This window comes from Alitiscatomonas aceti (assembly GCF_025567195.1).
Classification (GTDB): Bacteria; Bacillota; Clostridia; order Lachnospirales; family Lachnospiraceae; genus Alitiscatomonas; species Alitiscatomonas aceti.
Genome location: NZ_JAOQJF010000083.1, coordinates 1 through 1,172, shown reverse-complemented (window position 1 = coordinate 1,172; position 1,172 = coordinate 1). Strand labels below are relative to the sequence as shown.

Annotated in this window: 2 protein-coding genes; both read right to left on the bottom strand. The window is 43.4% G+C overall.

Annotated elements, in window-relative coordinates:
• Positions 1-101: 101 nt before the first annotated feature.
• Entirely contained in the window at positions 102-728 is a 627-nt protein-coding gene (locus tag OCV69_RS16580) for an alpha/beta fold hydrolase (RefSeq protein ID WP_158360318.1), read from the bottom strand.
• Complete coding sequence (locus OCV69_RS16575; protein WP_158360319.1) at positions 725-1,051, bottom strand: hypothetical protein; 327 nt, start codon at positions 1,049-1,051, stop codon at positions 725-727. The genes OCV69_RS16580 and OCV69_RS16575 overlap by 4 nt, the downstream gene beginning before the upstream one ends.
• Positions 1,052-1,172 lie beyond the last annotated feature (121 nt).

The following is a 1,172-nucleotide window of genomic DNA, read 5'->3' as shown; positions in this document are numbered from 1 at the left end:
ATCAAGGGTGGATCACTTGTGTGTACTGGTGGATCTCAAAAGCGTATCGATGGCTCTCATAGCGCGAAATATTCACAGAGATCGTTTTATAAGATGCCCGATCATCCCTTTCCTACATAATATTCATCCAAAACTCTCGCCAATGCCTTTGGATTTTCCTCGTTTACAGCATGTCCGGCATTTTCTACAACGCTCAGCACCGCATTTTCTATATTCTGCGAAAAATAATACGCCGACTTCCTGTTCACGCGGTCCTTCTCTCCACAGATGACCAGCACCGGGCAGGTTATTTCCTGTATCCGGCTTCTGAAATCCAGTTTTTTCATGGAGTTTACCAAATCGAACGTGTCCTTCTTATCAAATGTCATCCCCTGAAAAGCGGACCGGGGCAGAAACCGGAAGATCACATTCTGAAACCCAAGGGCCGCTTTTGGGATTTTATGAGGCGTTCCAATCAAAACAAGGGTTTCTACCTTTTCCGGAAAATCCAGCGTATAATTCAATGCCAGGATCCCGCCTAAGGAAAGGCCGCACAGGTGGAACGGTCCATCCAGGGCGCTGCAGTATTCGATCAAAGAAGAATATAAATTCTCATAGACCGCTTCCTTCCCCTTCAGAATCGAGCATAAATCCGGACATAAAATATCCTTCTGATCGTTCATGCAGGAAATTGTTTCCTTCCAGCTTGCCGCTTTATGGCCCGTACCATGAATTAATATTTTTTTCATCCTCTAATACCCTTACTTCTATTTTCTAAAATCGTTTGCGGAATTTCAGAAAACCTTTTCAGAAGATACGCCTTTCCCTTTTCTCCCTTCCATCTGTGCCAGAACCAGAAAATACTGCCCGCAAACATAAGGCCCGCAATTATAAAGGCATGGTGAAACCCTGTCTTTTGAAGAAATATATAGCTTAAAAATGAAGCGGCAGATATGGAAGCTCCGGATATGCCAAGGGCGATCCTGAGGACTTTTTTCTGTGACAACCCTAAAAAATAGTTTTCCCATTCTTCGGGTTGGAATCCAAGCTGTCTCCCCTTAAGCCAAAACAAAAGAAGGACCAGCCCCAGCGCGATTCCCTTGCTTGAAAGCCTGCTAATAAAAAGTCAAGTGTTTTTTGAAGAAAATTTCAAAAATCCGATTTGATATTTTAGGGTACAACTTTTAAGCCAC